Here is a 16,818-nt window from a genome sequence, read left to right as displayed (position 1 = left end):
GTATGAATAAGAAAGTATTGCTATTTTCAAGAGATCCAGGAGGAGCAAATACAGTAGTACCTTTATACCAAAAATTAAAAGAAGAAGGATATAATGTAAAGATATATGGTAAAGATGTAGCATTAAATCGATATGAGCAATATGGTTTGAAAGGTATAGATATTAGTGGTAGTTTAAGTTATATTTCAGAGGATGGAATATATAAATTCTTATTAGAAGAAGCTCCAGATTTTTTAATAACAGGAACAAGTGCAGATGACTTTACTGAAAAATATTTATGGAAATGTGCTGAAAGATTAAAAATACCATCTTTTGCGATATTAGATCAATGGATAAATTATGGACTAAGATTTTCAAAATTTGGTGTTAGTCAATTAAAAGAGTATGAAAAGAAAAAAGAGCATATTTATTTACCTTATAAAATTTTAGTTATGGATAATTACTCCAAAGAACAGATGATTAAAGAAGGAATACCCGAAGATAAGATACTTATTTCAGGTCAGCCGTATTTTGATTATCTTATAAGTAAAAAAGAAACAATTAGTGATAAAGTTATAAAAGATTTTAGAAAAATTATTGGATTCGATATGGAGGACTATATAATAACTTATGCATCAGAACCATTGTCAAAAACTTATGGTGAAAGTGACACTTCAGAACATTATTGGGGATATAGTGAAAGAAGTATTTTTAAAGAATTTATTAATGTATTAAATCAAGTTAGACAAAAGACTAACAGAAAAATAGGACTAATTATTAGATTACATCCTAAAGAAGATGAAAATAACTATAATGATCTTATAGATAATATAAATGATAATATTTCAATTTTAATAGATAAGAAGTTAGATGGGTTTAAGTTAATTTGCACTTCAAATTTAATTTGTGGTATGTCATCAATGTTTTTAATAGAAAGTGCAGCACTAGGAAAATCAATAATTAGTATGCAAATGGGTTTAAATCGAGATAATCCTTTTATTTTAGATAAAATTGGAGCGGTGAAGTCTATTTTATATACAAAAGAATTGGAAGAAAAAATTGAAAAATTTGTAATGAATGATAAAAATGAAGGATATGAATTTAAGATACAAAAAGGTGCTATAGATAATATAATAAATTTTATGGAGGAAATAATATGTCGATATTAGCTATAAATGGTGGTAAAAAAGTAAGGGAAAGGTTGTTTCCCGCATATAATCCAATTGGAAAAGAAGAAAAAGAGGCAGTTGAAAAAGTATTGAATAAAGGTAAACTTTCAAGATTTTTAGGAACATGGCATGAAGATTTTTATGGTGGAGAGGAAGTAAAAGCATTAGAAAAAGAATGGGCTGAAAAGTTTGGAGTAAAATATGCTATATCAGTGAATTCAGCTACATCAGCTTTATATTGTGCAGTAGGAGCAGCAGGAATAGGACCCGGTGATGAAGTTATAGTATCTCCTTATACGATGACAGCTTCAGCTTCAGCAGCGTTAGTTTATAATGCAATACCAGTATTTGCAGATATTGAAGAAAACTATTTTTGCTTAGATGTTAAATCTATAGAACAAAAAATAACAGAAAGAACTAAAGCTATAATAGTTGTAGACATTATGGGTCAGCCTTATGATGCAGATGCAATAAATGCTATTGCAAAAAAACATAATTTAATAGTAATAGAAGATGCAGCACAAGCACCAGGCGCTATATACAAAGAAAAGTATGCAGGTACCTTAGGTGATATGGGAATATATTCATTAAATTATCACAAGCATATACACTGTGGTGAAGGTGGAATAATAGTAACTGATAATGATGAATTAGCTGAGAGATTGATGCTTATAAGAAATCATGCAGAAGCCGTTGTAGAAGCTAAAGGTGTGAATAATCTTGTTAATATGATTGGATTTAATTATAGAATGACAGAGATAGAAGCTGCTATTGCAAGAGAACAGTTGAAGAAATTAGATAATTTATTAGAAGCAAGATTAAAGAATGTAGAATATATATCGGAGAAATTGTCTGAAATTCCTTGTATCGAAATTCCGGAAACTAGAGAAGGTTGTAAGCATGCTTTTTATGTTCATGCCATTAAGTTAAAAAAAGAAATTGCAGGAATAAGCAGAGAAAGATTTATTGAAGCTGTAAATGCCGAATTAACTCCTTTTGAAATGAGAGAAAATGAAGGTGTAAAACTTAGTAGTGGTTATGTTAGGCCACTATATTTACAACCAATTTATCAAAAACTTGTAGGTTATGGTGAAACAGGATGCCCATTTAAATGTCCAATGTATAAAGGACAACTAAACTATAGCAAAGGAATTTGTCCAACGTGTGAAAAAATGCATTTTGAAGATTTAATGACTCATGAATTTATAGTTCCATCCATGACTAAAGAAGACATGGATGATGTGATTAATGCATTTAGAAAAGTATGGGAAAATATAGGAGAGTTATAAAGTGGATAAATACAAATTAGTAAATAGAAATGTATATTTAAAAAATAAATATAAGAAAAGTTTTGAGAGTAATGGGTATTCTCCAGAGGCGGTTTTATGGACAAAAGAAAAACAATTTATAAGATTTGAAAATCTTATAAATTCCTTTTCTATAGAAGGAAAATCTATATTAGATATTGGATGCGGATTTGGTGACTTAAATAAATTATTAAAAGAACAAAATAATAATTACAATTACTGTGGTTTAGATATAGTAGAAGAATTTATTAATGTTGCTGAAAAAAAATATGGTAATTCACATGTTAAATTCGAATGTTGTGATTTCTTAAACAAAGATTTTGATGAAAAATATGATTACATAGTTGAATCCGGAATTTTTAATATAAAATCTAGCGAAATAGATAATTTAGAGTTAATTCATAATACTATTGAAAAGGCTATGGATATGTGTAAGGAAGCAATTGCTTTTAACTTTCTTACAGAGAGAGTAAATTTTAAAGATAAAGACTTCTATTATGTCAATCCAGAAAAAATATTAAATATTGCTTATAAATATTCAAAAAAAGTTTTATTAAAAAGCGATTATTTGCCATTTGATTATACCGTAGTAATATATAAAAATGATTCATATGATCAAACTGGCATATTTAATACATTAAGAAATAGGAGAGTTTAGTTGAAGATAAAATTTTTAAATATAGATGAATATGATAAATGGGATGATTTTTGCTACAAAAATTCTAATGGAACTTTCTTTTATACTTCAAATGTAATTGAATATAACATTAATTCAAATTTTAATATTACTGCTACGAATAAATCTTTTTTTGTATTAAATGATAATAAAGAAGTAATTGGTGTAATGGTTGTTTTTATTGAAGAATGTGAAGAAAAAAAATATTTGGCTTATGGAGGAGGTCCACTATTAGCACCATTAATAAGTGATAAATTAAATAAAAAAACTAGACAGAAAACATTAAGCTTAATAATAGAGACTATAGATAGATTAGCATTAGATGTTAATGTGGAAAAAATTGAAATGATCATTCCATATCAAAATGTTACTTATATTGAAAGCATTGATAAGCACAATTATCTTTTAAGATATAATGGTTTTCTAGATATTAGTAGACAAACTTCTATGATATCTATTTTAAAAGATAAAAAAGGTATTTTTTCTGAATTTAATAAAGGATTTAAATCATGTATTAACAAAGCAGATAGATATTTAACTTCAAAAATAATAGATTATACGAATATAAATGATGAAGATGTGCATAAGTTTATGAAATATTATTTTAACATTGCAGGGAAAGTTACAAGACCTAAAAACACATTCGAAAATATTTATAGATGGATAGTAAATAATCATGCAATACTTATAGAGACTTCTTACAATGGTGAAGTAGTTGGTTATATACTGTTTCATTACTATAAAGATGTTGCATATTATTCCATGGGTTGCAAGTCAAAGAATTATAAAGAGTTTGATTTTGAAATATCTCATATTATGATATGGGAAGCAATAAAATATTTAAAATCACTAAATATAAAATATATAGATTTAGGAATACAGGATTATAATGATACTATAGGATATTTTCCAACCCAAAAGGATAAAAGTATTAGCGATTTTAAAAGAGGATTTGGAGGATTTACCATACCTGTATTTATAGCTGAAAAATTTTATATAAAAGAAAGTTTTTTTGATAGTTATTATAAAAGGATTAAAGAATATGAAAAAAGAAATTTTATAAACGACTAGTAATTGGAGGGTTAAAATTGATAAATAATAAAAATATATTGATAACAGGTGGAACAGGATCATTTGGTAAAAAATTTGCAGAAAGAATATTAACTGAATATAATCCTCAAAAAATAATTATATATTCAAGAGATGAATTTAAGCAGGATTTGATGAAAAAGGATTTTACTACAAAATTTCCAGATAAGGTGAATAAACTAAGGTTTTTTATAGGAGATGTTAGAGACAAAGATAGATTATATAGAGCATTTAAGGATGTTGACTATGTTATTCATGCAGCAGCTATGAAGCAAGTTCCAGCTTGTGAATATAATCCATTTGAAGCTATCAAGACTAATATTCATGGAGCGCAAAATATAGTTGATGCTTGTATTGACAAAGGAGTTAAGAAATGTGTAGCTTTATCAACAGATAAGGCAGTTAACCCAATAAATCTTTATGGTGGAACAAAGCTTGTTTCAGATAAGTTGTTTATTTCAGGAAATGCATATTCGGGTGGAGATGGAACTATATTTTCTGTAGTTAGATATGGTAATGTTGCAGGAAGCAGAGGGTCAGTGATTCCATTTTTTAATCAATTGTTAGATAAAGGGGAGAGAGTTTTACCTATAACTGATTTTAGAATGACAAGATTTTGGATTACTTTAGATCAAGGTGTAGATTTAGTATTTAAGGCATTAAATGAATCGAAAGGTGGAGAAACATATATTTCTAAGATACCGTCATTTAAAATAACAGATTTAGCGCAAGCTATGTGTAAGGAAATTGATATTAAAGAAGTTGGAATAAGAGAAGGGGAAAAACTTCATGAAGTTATGATAACTAGTGACGATTCTAGAATGACTTATGAATATGACAAACATTACATAATTTACCCTAATTTTGATTGGTGGAATTCAAAACTATTTATGACTGCAGGTGGCAAAAAAATAGAAGATGGATTTGAATATAACTCATCAAATAATAATAAATGGCTTAGTATAGAGCAATTAAGAAAAGAAGTGGAATTGTTAGGTTTTATAGTTAAATAATTAAATAAGTTAAGGTAGGGAGTTTAAGTGAAAGTAGTATGTATAGTGCAAGCTAGAGTTGGTTCTACAAGATTACCAGGCAAGGTTCTTAAAGAAATATGCGGGAAAACAGTACTTGAGCATGATGTGAATAGGTTAAAATTAGTACCTAATATTGATGAGATAGTTATTGCGACAACTGTAGAATCTCAAGATGATAGAATTTTATATGAAGCTAATAGGCTTGGAGTTAAATATTTTAGAGGATCAGAAAACGATGTTCTTTCTAGATATTATTTTGCTGCTAAAGAAAACAATGCTGATATAGTTATAAGAGTAACAAGTGATTGTCCTTGTTTAGATTATAAAATATTAAAGGATATGATTGATATGTATTTAGATAAGAGTAATGATATTGATTATATAAGTAATACAATAGATAGAACTTATCCAAGGGGGTATGATGTAGAAATTTTTTCATTTGACGCATTAGAAAAAGTATATAATAATGCCAAAAAAGATTATGAAAGAGAACATGTAACACCATATTTATATGATTTAAATAATAAGTTTAGAATTTTATCATATAAGAATTCTAAGGATTATTCAAAATATAGAGTAACGCTAGATACAGAAGAGGATCTTCAAGTTATAAAAGCTATATATGAAGCTTTGTTTGAGGAAAATGGATATTTTTTATTAGAAGACGTAGTAAATTTTTTAAATAAAAATCCTCAAATAGTAAGTATTAATGAAAATATAGAACAAAAAAAATTATATTAAGGAGAATATTGTGAAAAAAATTTTATTTTGTGGATTTGGTAAATTAGGAGTAGAATGTATTGAAAAATTATTAGATAATGATTATGAGATAAGTTATCTGCTTACACATAAGGAACTTAGAGAGGAAAGTTTAGATACATTTGCAATTAAAAATAATATAGATTACTCATATAAAGATACTAGAAAGAATACTGATGAATTTTTAAAACAATTTCGCAATATGAATTTAGATTATTTAATAAGCATAAATTATAGATATATTATTCCTAAAAAAATCTTTACTATTCCTAAATATGCAATAAATATACATGGTTCATTATTACCAAGGTATAGAGGAAGAACTCCGCATGTTTGGAGTATAATAAATGGAGAAGAGTATTCGGGCATTACATCTCATTTTATAGAAGAAAGCGTAGATACAGGAAATATAATAGAACAAAAAAAAATAACGATTGAAAATTATGAAACTGGATATGATTTATTAAAAAAGTTTGAAAAAGAATATCCTGAATTGTTAATACAAACAATAAAAAAAATAGATAATAACTATAAGGGAACAGAGCAAGATGAGGATAATGCAAGTTATTATGGAAAAAGAATACCTGAAATGGGCTATATAGATTTTCTTAAAGACTCAAATCAAATAATTAATTTTGTTAGAGCTCAATCATATCCTTATCCAGGCGCATATTCTTATTTGAAAGATGGTAGAAAAATAATTATTAATAAAATTAAAATTGCGAGTGAAAAAATTTCATTAAGTTTAATAGGAGTTATTGAAGTTATCGATAATAAGTACTTTGTTAAGTGTATTGATAAAGTGTTGGAGTTAGTTGATTTTGATATTTTAAATTAATAATATAGTTTATATATTTAGCATAATTATTGGAAAAATAAGAATTATAAAAAGGTGAATAAGTATGAAAAGCATAAAGATAAAAAATAAGATAATATCAAATGACCATAGGTCATTTATCATAGCAGAAATTTCTGCAAATCATAACCATGATATAGAGATTGCAAAAAAAATGATAAGAGAAGCTAAAAAAGCTGGTGCAGACGCAGTTAAATTGCAAACATATACTGCTGATACAATAACTCTTGATTGTGACAATGAATATTTTCAAATTAAACAAGGAACTATATGGGATGGAACTACTCTACATAAGCTTTATAAAGAAGCATATACTCCATGGGAGTGGCATAAAGAATTAATGGAGGTTGCAGACGAAGAAGAAATTATATGTTTTTCTTCACCTTTTGATAAATCAGCTGTTGATTTTTTAGAAGAATTAAATGTTCCAGCATATAAAATTGCATCATTTGAAATTACGGATATACCATTAATTGAATATATAGCTAAAAAAGGAAAGCCGGTTATAATATCAACTGGAATAGCAACTATTCAAGAAATACAAGATGCAGTAGGTGTATGTAGAAAAGTTGGAAATGACCAAGTAATTTTACTTAAATGTACTAGTGCGTATCCATCTAAATTAGAAGAAATGAATTTAAAAACTATACCTAATATGGCAGAGACATTTGATGTTTTATGCGGATTGTCAGATCATACTTTAGGTATAACTGTTCCTATTGGAGCAGTCGCTCTAGGTGCAAAAGTGATTGAAAAGCATTTTATAATAGATAGAAAAATGGGAGGACCGGACTCTACATTCTCACTAAATATAGATGAATTTGCACAAATGGTATCATCGATAAGAGATATAGAAAAGGCATTAGGAAAAGTAAATTATACATTATCTGATAAAGCTTTGAAGAATAGAGAATTCAGTAGATCATTATTTATAGTAAAGGATATTAAAGCAGGAGAAAAGTTTACAGAAGAAAATGTTAAATCTATAAGACCAGGATTTGGATTACATCCTAAGTACATCAAGGATGTAATAGGAAAAAGATGTAATGGAGATTTTGAAAAAGGGACACCTTTAAAATGGGGATATGTGGAGTCAGGTGATTAAGTGAAAATAGCAATAAGAGCGGATGGTGGTTCTCAAATAGGGATGGGACATATAATGAGAACATTAGTTTTAGCTAAAGAATTAGCAAAAATCAATGATATTTTTTATGTATGTAGAATAGATTATCTAACATCTAATAAGTACAAACCTGGTATAGACAAGATTAAATCTGAAGGATTTAATGTAGTAACTATAAAAGAAGGTATTTTTGTTGAAGAATTATGCAAAGTTAATGCAGATTGCTTAATCACAGATAGTTATGATGTGAATGAGGAGTACTTTAATATTACTAAGAAATTTTTTAAAGTTACTGGATATATAGATGATATGAATTTGTATTACTTTAATGTAAATTTTATAATTAATCAAAATATTGGAGCAGAAAAATGTTTCTATAAGGTAAATAAAAATACAAAATTATTTTTAGGAACTGAATATACTATGTTAAGAGAAGAATTTAGAAACATTCAAAAAAAGGTTATTAATCCACAAATAGCGGATATTATGATAACTGTAGGGGGATCAGATTCTGAAGGACTTACGAATATTATATGTAATTATATACAAGAGTTAGAATTTAGATTTCATGTTGTAATAGGTCCATCTTTTGAAGAAGACAATATTAAAGAATTAATAATATTAAGTGAAAAAACGAAAAATGTAAATTTATATTTTAATGCTAATATGGTTAAGTTGATGAAAAAATGTGATATAGCTATTTCTGCATGTGGAAGTACATTATATGAATTTGCAGCGTGTGGAGTTCCAATAATAGGAATAGTACTTGCAGATAATCAAAAGGAAGTTGCTATAAATCTACAAAGTAAAGGTGCTATAGAATATTTAGGGTGGTATGATGAACTTAACAAAGAAGTTTTGTGTAATGCAATTTTAGAATTAAATAAGAATATTAATAAAAGAAGGAAAATGAGTAAAAAGAGTACATGTATTGTTGATGGTAGAGGTGCTGAACGAATTACAAATGTTTTGAACAAGGTCTTTGGGATAAAAAAAGTTTGAGGTTTAAATATAAATGGCAGATGAGATAAAAATAAAAATCTTATCTGTTTTTTATAAATCACCCCTGGGGTGTAAATATTTCCAGATAGATGCAAATGTAAATTTAAAACATAAAGTTTTTATGATAAAAACCGATAACTAAATATTGTTAAAATAAAAAATGGTGGTGATTAAATGAGATTAAGTCATAATATGTTTTCTGCAAATATATATAATAACTATAAAAAGCAACTTACAAATAATTCTTCTGCTGTTAACAATATAAGTTCTGGTCTTAAGCTTAATTCAGCTAAGGATAATCCTAATAAGATAACTCAAAGCCAAATGCTTAAGATACAAGTTTTAAGTAATGCAGCAGCAAAAAGGAATATTGAAGATACTAACTCTATGATTCAAACTTTTGATGGTGCTATGCAAGAAATGAATGACAGTTTATGCAGAGTTAAAGAGTTAACAGTTCAAGCAGGAGGCGGAACATTAACTTCTAAAGACAGAGAAGTAATTCAAAAGGAAATTGATCAGTTGACAAATCATTTAGATTATATGGCTAAAAATACAGAGTTTAATGGTGTTAAACTTATAAATGAAGATAAGGCTACTATTAAAGATGGAGCAGTAACTTCTATGATAGGAAGTTTACAAGATGAACTTACAGTTCTACCTAAGTTTAATCTTACAGCTGAAGGGTTAGGATTCAAAGATGATACTGGTAAAAAACTTTTAGATGTAACAAATAAAGATAATATAGGTAATTCTTTAGATATAATAGATACAGCTATACAATCTGTATCTAGTGCTAGGAGCAAGTACGGAGCAATACAATTAAGACTTGAGGGGACGGGAGATGCTATATCTGAAAATAGTATGTCATTAGAAAAATCTCAAAGTAATATTGCAGATGCGGATATTGCATTTGAGATGCTTAAGTTTTCAGAAAGTCAAATATTAATACAATCATCTATTTCTTTAATTGCTCAAAGTAATAATTTCCCACAAGATGCATTGAATGTTTTAAAAAATATTAGATAAATAAATATTATATTTATATGCTTTACTTAATAATAAATTTGATTTTATATTGATTTTTATATTAAGTAAGGCGTTTTTATTTATATAATTAAAAAGCAAAATATATTGTTGGAAATTTTATTAAAAAATTTTTAAAAAAATTTTGTTTTATTTTGAAAAATCATGGAAAATAGGTTATAATATAGTTGTAATATGTAATACAATTGAATAGGCAAAACTAATTAAAGTTAGTGACGCAAAGCTATAGGGGCTAAGGAGCAATCTATGCCAGCCAGTTGCCGAAGGGTATAATATACTTTTTGTTTTAATTAATTCTATGTAAAAGCAATTAATTTAATTAATATGTTTTTTTATATATAATTAATTTCATTATGTAACTACTCTTAGGAGCGGTCAGATAGGGATTTATAATTCCTGAAAAATTCGGCATAGTCGTTGATATTCGGCTATGCCGTTTTTTCGTTTAGTTTGGTAAGTCGATAGCGCCAATGCAGTTATAGAAAATTTGAATCCGCTGGGTTCTGCGGCCATCTACTTTTTCAGCCTTAAATACTATAATTTTGTCAATGAACTCTCGGATAATCTCTGCATCCAATTCTGTAATTTCTGTGTACTTTTTAACTAGTGCTAAAAAGCGGTCGGTATTGAGGGACTGTTCATTTGCTGTATCAATGGTATGCTTTAATTTGGTTATCCTTTCCTCCAGTGCCTTCTGCTCGGCTTCATATTCAGCTGACATCTTGTAAAAACGCTCTTCGGGAATTTTGCCCATCACATTGTCTTCATATAGCTTTCGAATGATTTTATCTATGTCAGCAATACGAGTCTGTGCTTGTTCATACTCCTTTTGACTTTGGCGAAGTTCTTTGGCAAGTTCCTTTTCTGAATTATTCATAACTATACGGATGAATTCCTGTTCATGGTCTTTAGCTAAGGAGGTTACACGTCTTAAGTCTTCTAGCAAAAGCTGTTCCACTACAACATTGCGTATCTGATGTGAACTGCACATACCCTTTTTCTTGCGGTAAGTAGCACAAACGAAGTATTCCTTATCGTGTGTCCATCCCTTGCCTCTAACCTGATACAGCTTTGCTCCACAGTCGGCACAAAACATCATGCCAGAGAGCATTCCCATTTCACCTAATCGTGATGGTCTTCGCTTGCCATCTCTGATTTTCTGCACTGTTTCCCAAGTGCCCTCATCAATAATTGCTTCATGGGTATTTTTGAAAACCAGCCAATCTTCTGGATTATTCAATATCTTGACTTTGCTCTTATATGACTTTTTAGAAGTCTTGAAATTTACCGTGTGACCTAGATATTCCATTTTAGCCAGAATATCTGCTACGGTACGAGCCGACCAAGCATATGGGTTTTCAGGTGGTCTTGCTGGAGTGTTAATACCCATTTTGCGAAGATGAACCGTAGGTGTATCAATGCATCGCTTTTCAAGTTGCTTTGCTATCTGTGTGGGTCCAAAGCCAGCCATGCACAGTCGGAAAATATCTCTGACCACCTCGGCGGCTTTCTCATCTATAATCCAGTGCAACTTATCTTCAGGGTCTTTAATATAACCGTAAGGTGGATTGGTGCAGAGTGGCTTACCGGATTGTCCTTTGGATTTGAACACAGCACGGATTTTCTTGCTAGTATCCTTAGCGTACCATTCATTAATAATGTTAAGAAACGGTGTAAAGTCACTGTCTGCTTGGTTTGCACTATCAATACCGTTGTTAATAGCAATGAATCGTACATCTGCTTCAGGAAACATAATCTCGGTATAATAACCTACCTTAAGGTAATCCCTGCCGAAGCGGGACATATCCTTGATGATAATCGTTCCGATTCTACCGGACTCTACATCTGCAATCATGCGGTTAAAGTCTGGTCTATCAAAAGTTGTACCGCTGACCCCATCATCCACATAAAATTCGATGTTACGAAAACCGTTGTCCTCAGCATATTTCTTTAGAATTGCCTTCTGGTTTACTATACTGTTGCTGTCCCCTGCAAGCTCATCATCACGTGAAAGCCTGCAGTAAAGAGCAGTAATTTTTGCTTCTTCAAATGCTAATGTTGATTTACGTATAGTGCTAAATGTTGACTGTCTATTCATTTTTATCCTCCATTTCCGACAGTCTTCAAGCGGTTTAGCACTATGTATATTACCGTACTACCTTGAAGAAGTCGAGTTGATTTCCGTGGGTTTATATGAACTATCAGATAACTTTGAAAGGTTTTTTGCGTTGACTGTAATCAGTCGTTTCAGCTTGGAATATGCACTTTCCTTTGCTGAATCACTTACTCGTGATTCCACCACATAGACCGTACCTCCGATATCGGATTTGGTTGTGCGGCTGTTACTTTGATTTTCCATATCGTGACCTCCTGTCCGATGTTTTGATGGAACTGGCACTGAGCCGAATTGATGACTCAGTGCCTAATCCATTATTTAAGCTTTTATTTGTAATATTTTCAGAGCATCCGGTTGAATCAACTTCCCATCCAATCTCTCGTAAGCAGAAAATCCGATTTGCCCCTGCAATGCATATAACTCACTTAATTTTTTTATCGTTATTGGTTGACGTTCAATCAGCCAGTAGTATGATAAATCTCCAAATACAATGCTTTTTGCTCCTGCTGATACTGTAGGCATATATGGAGAGGTAACTACAGGCTTTCCGAAGATGGTGTTATCCGAAGAATTCCACAGATAACTGCCGCTTGTATCTTTAAGGGTTCTAAGAAGCATGGCAGTATTATCGTGCATGATAAACACAGCGTTACTGCGGTATTCATCTTTTAATGAAAAGTACAGCGAGATAATCTCGTCAAAAGAGATAGTAGCACTATCTGCTGTAGTTACATCTGCGTCTGCCGTAAGTATACCTGTTGGCTGTGTTGTGCCATTTCCATTAAGCAATGCATTTTCCTCGGCCTTGCCAAAACGCTTCGCAAAATCACCCATCAGATATTTTTCAAGATTAAAGTTCATATCGGTGACGAATGAGCGGTTTAGCTTGACAAGAGCTGCCAGCTTGTATGATTTCACCAGAAACTGTGTAAATGTATCGGCACTTTCAGGGATTGGATCTCCGTCTTCAACCCAATCTGCTGTACCCGTTGAGGATACCGCTTGAATTTTACCTTCTGCAGAAGATAGATTGATAACAGTAGCAAATCTGCGGAATATATTCTCCTTGGATAGAGCAGTGTTAAAGCCTTCTCTGAACTCATCTGGTGCGACATAGGCTCCTACATTATCAAAGCCCTCGCTTAGATTTTGATTATTTTCTTCTTTTCCTTTCATAACATTCCAAAACGCTCTATTATAAGTTGTTGATGTTGCCATAATTGTTTACCTCCTAAATTTAATTAAATGTGGGGTATATACCCCGTTTGAAACCGCGTTTTTTTACGCGTTGCCCCACGCCCGTTGTCCAGATGAAAAGGTGTGGAGATTTGACCTCCCCTAGGGGCGGGTATTAACACATGGAGTTGTATCCAGTGTTTTAGTGTTTTTAAGCTTTGTAGCAAGATGTAGCAGATAAAAACTAAACTCTCTATACGAGAGCGATTTTTTATATAACCTGTTTTTCTTGCTACAAGCTGCTACACTGTGTTTAAATAAGAAAAAATTCTTCTTCTGTCAGCTTATATCCGATAAGCATTGTGGTCATTCCACCACCAGAACGTGGTCGTTTCCGTTCTACACGAGCGATAGCTGTTAAGGCTTGTTTGAAGTTTCTTGCATTCTCCGAATAACATCCATTGGCACTGCACCAACGCTGATACCGGGCATACACTTCGGATGTCCGCACCTCACTGTTAGGACTTTCCTCCAAGGTGTCCTCGAAAAATAATGCTATTTTATCGCTGTCACGTTTATAAGCCTCCGTTGCTGTCTTAACGGAATCAGGTAAAGTCAAGCCTTCCTTTTTTAACAACTGATAGCCTTCAATTAGCCAGTTGAGGATAGCACTCTGATTCTTCGGTTTGGCGAATTCACGTTTTAGGTTTTTATCCTGCTCGCTTTCATCAAAGTGTCGTTCAAAAGGGATAATAACCACTCTGCCACTGGAAAACAGCGTCATATCCGTAATAACGGGCAGATAATTGGTGTTGATATACAGCTTAAACTTTGGCGAAAAGTCAAAAGAATTCTCATGTAGAAACCTTGCGTTGATGGTGTCACCACCCGTCATGCTTTTTACCTGTGCAGCATTTAGGACAAGTCCTCTGCTAGGCTCGGAGATATTTACATAGCGTACTCCTGCAAGCCGGGCAATATCTTCACTTGGACTTGAACTGTTATTGTTCTTTTTCAGACTGATAGTCTCTGGCCTTGCGGTACAGCCATAACTGCCTAATACCTTAAGAATGCTCTCGCATAGCGTACCTTTTCCGTTTCGAGTTGTAGCACCATAGAGAACAAACAGGCATTCATACCGAGTGTCTCCGCTGATACTGTAACCAAAGGCTTTTTGGAGGAATTTTGCCTTTTCCTCATCTCCGCTCATAATCTCATGAATAAATCTATCCCATCGCTCACTTTTTGCTTCCGGGTCATATTTAACACCAGATATCTTTGTGAGTTTGTCCTCGCTGTTGTGGGGATGAAAATCCATGGATGTTAGAAACAATGTTCCATTGGCACAGTTGAGAACCTGCGGGTCTTGGTCGAATTCAGCCATTGATATGGGATATACACTCTGTGCATCCTTAAGCACCGTTTCCCTGTATCTTCTTGACTGCCACTTTCGGCAATAGTCAATGTATGCCTTTCTTTGATGTTCATCCTGAATAGTCAAAGCATAGGTTAGTAGTTGGTTAGCCAATGATTTACACATTTCCATTACTTTTAGATTACCGACATCAGGAATCCAAATACCATTCTCGTAGCAAAACCACATCTTCCTTTCGGGAACAAAGCGAGCATAAGATTTATAATAATCAGCAAACAGCCTGCTTGCCCCAATATCCGTCCAAGGGTAGCGATCGTTACTCTCAGGCTTAAAATCAGCAAGGGAACATTCACCAAAATCTTCTGTAGCTGATGAATGTATACCACCTGGTTTATATATTTCAGTAGCATTTGCGATAGCTTTTTCTATGGTTATCATTCCATAAGTACTGCCAGACTGCGGTCTATTCCATTTATCTCGCATTAGGCCGCTCTGCCGGAAAAGTCTGTCCATCTGCTCAATATCCCTGCCACACCAAAATGCCAGCATACCGCAAAGTGCTAAATCAGCTTCACTGGCAGAAGCATAGCCTGATGTATCCCCTTGCCATAACGCTTTGAACCTTTCTCCGTTTGCCGATTTTAATGCTTTCTCAATAACAGACTTGTCGGACAGATAGGATTGGCTTTCTGTATCCAGTAGTTGCTTCACAGGGGTAGGACGTAGCATATACTTGTCTAGTATCATCTGAAGCTCATTCGATTTCTCCGGTATATCACCATCTACAAATACATTGCCTGTTACGGTAACAAAGCGGTTTGTTGCTCTAGCCACATAGACCTCAACTCCCAGCTTTCTGTTGTTGATATAGTATTTTGTTTTGTCAAAGTCATAGCCAGTGGCCTTAAAGAAAATATGCAACCCTTTCCCAGATGGACTGTGTTCCATATAGCAACCACTAAAAACATCTACAACAATTTGGGCAATAGGCTTAAGCTTATCACCACTGTCAAAGCAATCATCTAAGTCGATAACACAGATGTCATTACCTACCAAAAATCCGATACCGTCATAATCACTTATAGCAGCTGCTGCCGAACTAAAATCTAAAAATGTACTCCGCTGATCTGCTTTTGCCCTTTTTCTTGTTACTGGGTTATAGGGAACTTTGGTTTTTCTGCCACTTCGCTCTTCATATTTCCAACAGCAAAACTGAGGATTATCTTTAAGCATCTGAGGCAAGTTCTCATATTGTGTTTTCAGTTATTTCACCTCCTTGCCTTTTATTAATGACCCGAAACGCTACGGTTCCAGAGGGTTTGCCTTGTTTGACACAACCTCGTTATCTTTCAAGGAATACGCTCGGAATTATCGTCATGGCATATTCTGCTTGAAGTATCTCTTGCATTTCGGGGTATTCAGTTGTCAAGGAGCAGTGAGAGAAAAACTATGCTTTCATTGGGGGATTATTTTTCCTCTCACCTTATAGCCTTGGTAAAACACATTAGTTGAGGGTTTTAGAAAAATATCTTTCTTCCTCATTCATAAGCGAAGAATTTTATTGATTCGAACCCCTAAAATAAAAAAACAGCCTGTCTATTTTCTAGTAAAGACAGCTGTAATGCTTATGCTTTTGCTCAAATTTGAGCTAAAGCGATATTTAGTTTAAGAAGGCTGAAATGCCTTAGCTTTGGATGTTTCAATTAGAGTTTCCGACTTTTTTGTCTAAAAGTATTTATTTGAATAAAGCAAAAGAGAAGGGCATACACAACCATTATTATTTTTGTTAACATTGTAAAATTACTTCACAAACACAGAATAATCATGTTGTTTTTGAAGGAAATGTGCTATAATGGAAAAAACATATATAAAGAGGTGACCAAGATGACCGTTAGCTATAAAAAGCTTTGGAAATTGTTGATAGACCGCGATATGAAGAAGAAAGATTTGCAAGCTGCTGCGGGAATAAGTCCATCGTCAATTTCAAAGCTTTCTAAAAACGAATATGTCAGTATGGATGTTCTTGTAAAGGTTTGTACGGCACTTGGCGTTGATTTTAAAGATATCATGGAATTAGTGCCTAATATGGTTGAAGAAAGGAAGTAGAGTT

Annotated in this window: 15 protein-coding genes and 1 riboswitch; of the genes, 11 read left to right on the top strand and 4 right to left on the bottom strand. The window is 32.1% G+C overall.

The window, feature by feature from the left end; genetic code table 11:
- Positions 1–2: 2 nt before the first annotated feature.
- From RGC78_RS03505 to RGC78_RS03460, 10 genes are all read left to right on the top strand, one after another.
- A complete protein-coding gene (locus RGC78_RS03505; protein ID WP_252224794.1) occupies positions 3–1,148 on the top strand; it encodes a glycosyltransferase family protein in 1,146 nt (381 codons plus the stop codon).
- Entirely contained in the window at positions 1,136–2,437 is a 1,302-nt protein-coding gene (locus RGC78_RS03500) for a DegT/DnrJ/EryC1/StrS family aminotransferase (RefSeq protein WP_252224799.1), read from the top strand. Before RGC78_RS03505 ends, RGC78_RS03500 begins: the two co-directional genes overlap by 13 nt.
- Position 2,438: 1 nt before the next feature.
- Positions 2,439–3,113 carry a methyltransferase domain-containing protein gene (locus tag RGC78_RS03495; protein WP_252224803.1) on the top strand — a complete coding sequence of 225 codons (675 nt, stop codon included), beginning with the start codon at positions 2,439–2,441 and terminating at the stop codon, positions 3,111–3,113.
- Positions 3,114–4,202 (top strand): GNAT family N-acetyltransferase, encoded by a 1,089-nt coding sequence (locus RGC78_RS03490; protein WP_252224807.1) that lies wholly within the window; start codon positions 3,114–3,116, stop codon positions 4,200–4,202.
- 17 nt (positions 4,203–4,219) lie between these two features.
- Complete coding sequence (pseB, locus tag RGC78_RS03485) at positions 4,220–5,233, top strand: UDP-N-acetylglucosamine 4,6-dehydratase (inverting) (RefSeq protein WP_252212661.1); 1,014 nt, start codon at positions 4,220–4,222, stop codon at positions 5,231–5,233.
- Between the two features lie 27 nt (positions 5,234–5,260).
- Complete coding sequence (locus RGC78_RS03480) at positions 5,261–5,995, top strand: glycosyltransferase family protein (protein ID WP_252224811.1); 735 nt, start codon at positions 5,261–5,263, stop codon at positions 5,993–5,995.
- A 10-nt stretch (positions 5,996–6,005) separates the two neighbouring features.
- Entirely contained in the window at positions 6,006–6,851 is an 846-nt protein-coding gene (locus tag RGC78_RS03475) for a formyltransferase family protein (protein WP_252224814.1), read from the top strand.
- Between the two features lie 64 nt (positions 6,852–6,915).
- Positions 6,916–7,974: a pseudaminic acid synthase gene (gene pseI, locus RGC78_RS03470; RefSeq protein ID WP_252224817.1), complete on the top strand. Its 1,059-nt coding sequence runs from the start codon at positions 6,916–6,918 to the stop codon at positions 7,972–7,974.
- The gene (gene pseG / locus RGC78_RS03465; RefSeq protein ID WP_252224820.1) at positions 7,975–8,994 is read left to right on the top strand and encodes a UDP-2,4-diacetamido-2,4,6-trideoxy-beta-L-altropyranose hydrolase; all 1,020 of its coding nucleotides are present in this window, start codon (positions 7,975–7,977) and stop codon (positions 8,992–8,994) included.
- 174 nt (positions 8,995–9,168) lie between these two features.
- A complete protein-coding gene (locus RGC78_RS03460; protein WP_252212655.1) occupies positions 9,169–10,023 on the top strand; it encodes a flagellin in 855 nt (284 codons plus the stop codon).
- Positions 10,024–10,223: 200 nt separating this feature from the next.
- Positions 10,224–10,306: riboswitch (cyclic di-GMP riboswitch) on the top strand.
- Between the two features lie 180 nt (positions 10,307–10,486).
- On the opposite strand, the gene RGC78_RS03455 is transcribed toward RGC78_RS03460, so the two are convergent.
- The 4 genes from RGC78_RS03455 to RGC78_RS03440 all read right to left on the bottom strand — a co-directional run bounded on the left by RGC78_RS03455 (position 10,487) and on the right by RGC78_RS03440 (position 15,941).
- Positions 10,487–12,139 carry a DUF4368 domain-containing protein gene (locus RGC78_RS03455; protein ID WP_309556054.1) on the bottom strand — a complete coding sequence of 551 codons (1,653 nt, stop codon included), beginning with the start codon at positions 12,137–12,139 and terminating at the stop codon, positions 10,487–10,489.
- Between the two features lie 57 nt (positions 12,140–12,196).
- Complete coding sequence (locus RGC78_RS03450) at positions 12,197–12,400, bottom strand: transposon-encoded TnpW family protein (protein ID WP_071441617.1); 204 nt, start codon at positions 12,398–12,400, stop codon at positions 12,197–12,199.
- A 75-nt stretch (positions 12,401–12,475) separates the two neighbouring features.
- Entirely contained in the window at positions 12,476–13,375 is a 900-nt protein-coding gene (locus RGC78_RS03445) for a phage major capsid protein (protein ID WP_309556051.1), read from the bottom strand.
- 271 nt (positions 13,376–13,646) lie between these two features.
- Entirely contained in the window at positions 13,647–15,941 is a 2,295-nt protein-coding gene (locus RGC78_RS03440; protein WP_309556050.1) for a phage/plasmid primase, P4 family, read from the bottom strand.
- Between the two features lie 651 nt (positions 15,942–16,592).
- Between RGC78_RS03440 and RGC78_RS03435 the strand changes: the two genes are divergently transcribed.
- Positions 16,593–16,814, top strand: coding sequence for a helix-turn-helix domain-containing protein (locus tag RGC78_RS03435; protein WP_024822623.1), 222 nt, complete (start codon positions 16,593–16,595; stop codon positions 16,812–16,814).
- The last annotated feature ends 4 nt before the right edge of the window (positions 16,815–16,818 follow it).

It is taken from the genome of Clostridium aquiflavi (assembly GCF_031344075.1).
Classification (GTDB): domain Bacteria; phylum Bacillota; class Clostridia; order Clostridiales; family Clostridiaceae; genus Clostridium; species Clostridium aquiflavi.
The sequence above is the reverse complement of the archived record's forward strand: the minus strand, read 5'-3'. Positions and strand labels throughout refer to the sequence as shown.